2 protein-coding genes are annotated in these 3,288 nt (G+C 70.5%); both read left to right on the top strand.

The window, feature by feature from the left end; genetic code table 11:
* The first annotated feature begins 184 nt into the window (after nt 1-184).
* Nucleotides 185-2,296 carry a molybdopterin-dependent oxidoreductase gene (locus D577_RS0113415; RefSeq protein ID WP_018947967.1) on the top strand — a complete coding sequence of 704 codons (2,112 nt, stop codon included), beginning with the start codon at nt 185-187 and terminating at the stop codon, nt 2,294-2,296.
* A 2-nt stretch (nt 2,297-2,298) separates the two neighbouring features.
* A complete protein-coding gene (locus D577_RS0113420) occupies nt 2,299-3,144 on the top strand; it encodes a hypothetical protein (protein WP_018947968.1) in 846 nt (281 codons plus the stop codon).
* The last annotated feature ends 144 nt before the right edge of the window (nt 3,145-3,288 follow it).

Raw genomic sequence — 3,288 nt, forward strand, 5'->3', positions numbered from 1 at the left:
GTAGGAGGCCGGCCCTCCGGCCGATTCGGCCGGGTGGGGCGTCGGGCATGATCGGCCAGGGGGCTGGCCTCCTGCGGGCGGAAGCAATGCCCCGGGGCGCATGACGTTGTTCGAGGGCGGCGGGCGCCGTGCGCATAATCGGGGTACATCGACCCGAATGCCCGCGCGAGGTAAGCCGAGCCCCATGGCGACCGTGAAAAGCACCTGCTACGAATGCGACGCCAACTGCGCGATCGACGTGACCCTGGACGCCACCGGGGAGCCGGTGAAGATCGACGGTCCCGACTGCCCGCGCTGTTACGTCCAGCTCGATCGCCGCAACCATCCCGAACGCCTGCTGTACCCGCTGCGGCGCACCGGACCGCGCGGCAGCGGCGAGTTCGAGCGCATCTCCTGGGACGAAGCGCTGGACACCATCGCCGAGCGCCTGCGCGCGACCCGCGAGGAGCACGGTGCCCCGGCGGCGGCCTTCTTCGCCGGCTACACCAAGGAGGCTCGGCCGCAGCTCCAGCGCCTGGCGCATGCCTTCGGCTCGCCCAACTACCTGACCGAGAGCGGTTGCTGCTTCTCCTCCACCAAGGTGGCGGAGGAGGTGACCTTCGGCACCAAGATCAAGACCTCCTCCACCGTGGCCTCGGATGCGACCCGCTGCCTGCTGGTGTGGTCGACCAACCCGCGCGGTTCCATCCCGCCGTTCCATCAGCATGCGCTGGCCGCGGCACGCCCCGGCTGCGCCACGGTGGTGGTGGACCCGCGAGTCACACCGCTGGCGGAGCAGGCCGAGGTGCATCTGCAGATCCGCCCGGGTACGGACGGGGCGCTGGCGCTGGGCATGCACCACCTGATCTTCGAAAACGGCTGGCAGGACCAGGCCTTCCTCGACGAATGGGGCAGCGGCGTGGAGGCCTTCCGCGAATACGTGGCCGAATTCCCGCCGGAGCGGGTGGCGGCGATCTGCGGCATCGAGGAGGCCGACCTGAAGCGTGCCGCCGAGCTCTACGCGACCCGTAGCCCGGCGCAGATCATGCTCTCGCCCACCGCCACCGTGCAGCACTCCAACGGCTTCCAGAATCACCGTGCGGTGACCCTGCTGGCGGCGGTCACCGGCAATATCGACCGCGAGGGCGGCAACCGCTTCTTCAACGACAAGGTCACGCCGAAGCCGATCGATCTGTTCGACCATTGCAAACAGAACTTGCCGCCGCGCATCGGCGACGAGACCTTCCCGGTGTGGACGGCCCACTGGCCGGCGGCGCAGAGCATGCTGCTGCCGGAGGCGATCCTGGAAGGCCGGCCGCAGCGGGTGCGCGCGCTGCTGGCCATGGGTATCAACACCGCGATGTGGCCGAACTCGAAGCGCATGGAACAGGCACTGGGGGCGCTGGATTTCTTCGCCGTGTCGGACTTCTTCCACAACCCGGCCACGCGCATGGCGGACATCGTGCTGCCGGCCGCCACCAGCCTGGAGCGCCCGGCGCTGATTGCCTATCCCGGCTGCAACTTCCGCGGCGAGCTGCGCTACCGGCATCAGGCGGTGGCCCCGCGCGGCGAGGCACGCGCCGACGCCGAGGTGTTCCTCGAGCTGGGCGTGCGCTTCGGGATGGCGGACCAGTTCTGGAACGGCGACCTGGAGGCCAGCTGGGCCGAGGCCGCCGAAGGCATCCCCGAGACCATCCGCGAGCAGGTGTACAACGACCCGGACGGGGTGACCGTGTTCGCCAAGGCGCTGGACGACCTGGTCGAGCACGGCTTCGAGGAGGGCGATCGCCAGTATCGGCTGCACGGCTTCCGCACGGTCAGCGGCAAGGTGGAATTCGATGCCGCCGAGCTGCGCGAGGCCGGGCACGACGGCCTGCCGCTCTGGCGCGAGCCGGCCGAGAGCCCGGTTTCCACGCCGGAGCTGGCGCGCGACTATCCGCTGGTGCTGACCAGCGGCGCGCGCCACAAGCACGCCACCCACTCGCAGCACCAGTACTTGGAACGCATGCGCCGGGCAATGCCGGAGCCGCTGGTGGAGCTGAACCCGACCGACGCCGCGGCGCGCGGCATCGCCGACGGCGACACGGTGGAGGTGCGCTCGCCGCGCGGGCGGGTCGCCTTCGTGGCGAAGGTCACCGACCGCATCAAGCCCGGCGTGGCGCACTGCCAGCACGGCTGGAACCACGCCAACATCAACGAGCTGACCGACGACCGCAACCTCGACCCGATCAGCGGCTTCCCCGCGTTCAAGTCGCTGCTGTGCGAGGTGGAGCGCCTGCGCGCCGGGCACGAAGAACGCCTGCCGGAGGCGGGCTGACCTTGCCGTTCGTTGGCGTCCTCCCCGAGCGCCGGCACATCTTCCGGCCCGAGCCGCGGCGCGAGGTGGCGGTGTCGGACGCGGCCGCCTGGCGCCTGAACCCCGGGCATCGACACGTCTACGACAAGCTGCGCCTGGCCCTGGATGCGGGCCTGACCGCCGCGCCCTGCGGGGTCGCGCCCACGGACCTGGGGCTGGACGCGGCGGACACTGTGTTCGTGAAGCCGGTCATCAACCTCGCCGGCATGGGGCTGGATGCCCGCGCTCTGCCCGCCGGCGAGGTGCCGGCCGAGCCCGGCAGTTTCTGGTGCCAGCGCCTGGAGGGCGCCCACACCAGCACCGACTGCCTGGTGGAGAACGGTGAGGTGCGCTGGTTCGCCCACACCCGCGGCTCGGACGAAAAGGACGCCGCGCGCCCGATCTACTGGGAGGTGGGCGCCGCCGTGCCCGAAGTGGAGCCGTGGATCGCCGACTGGGTGCGGCGCAGCCTGGCCGGCTACAGCGGCATCTGCAACATCGAGCTGATCGGCGGCCGGCCGATCGAGGCCCATCTGCGCGGCTCCAACGGCTTCTTCGACTTCTACGGCCCGGCCTTCATCCCGGCCTGGGTCGCGCTGGCGGACGGCGAACCGTTCACGCCACCCCCGCCGATCCCCGGTGGCTACATCATCTCGGTCTTCGGCGAGGTCGAACTGACCGACGCCGATTTCCGCGCCGCCGAAGATACCGGCGTCGACCTGAAGCCCGATCCCTCAACCCCGGGCCGATCCGCCATCCTGCGCACCGCCGACCGCGACGCCGGCTTCGCCCTCTACCGCCGCCTTACCGGCCGGCCCGCCCCCGAATAGAGACGCCGGATCGCGCAGAGGGCTGCGCTCCTACGAGACCTCCCCCGGACGTAGATACCGTGTCTCGCTTACTGGTTGCAACCGGTGCTACAGCGAGGTTGGTACGGCTGCTGCGACTTCAGCACACCGAAGGCGATGTGGAGC

It is taken from the genome of Thioalkalivibrio sp. AKL17 (assembly GCF_000377885.1).
Taxonomy (GTDB): Bacteria; Pseudomonadota; Gammaproteobacteria; order Ectothiorhodospirales; family Ectothiorhodospiraceae; genus Thioalkalivibrio; species Thioalkalivibrio halophilus.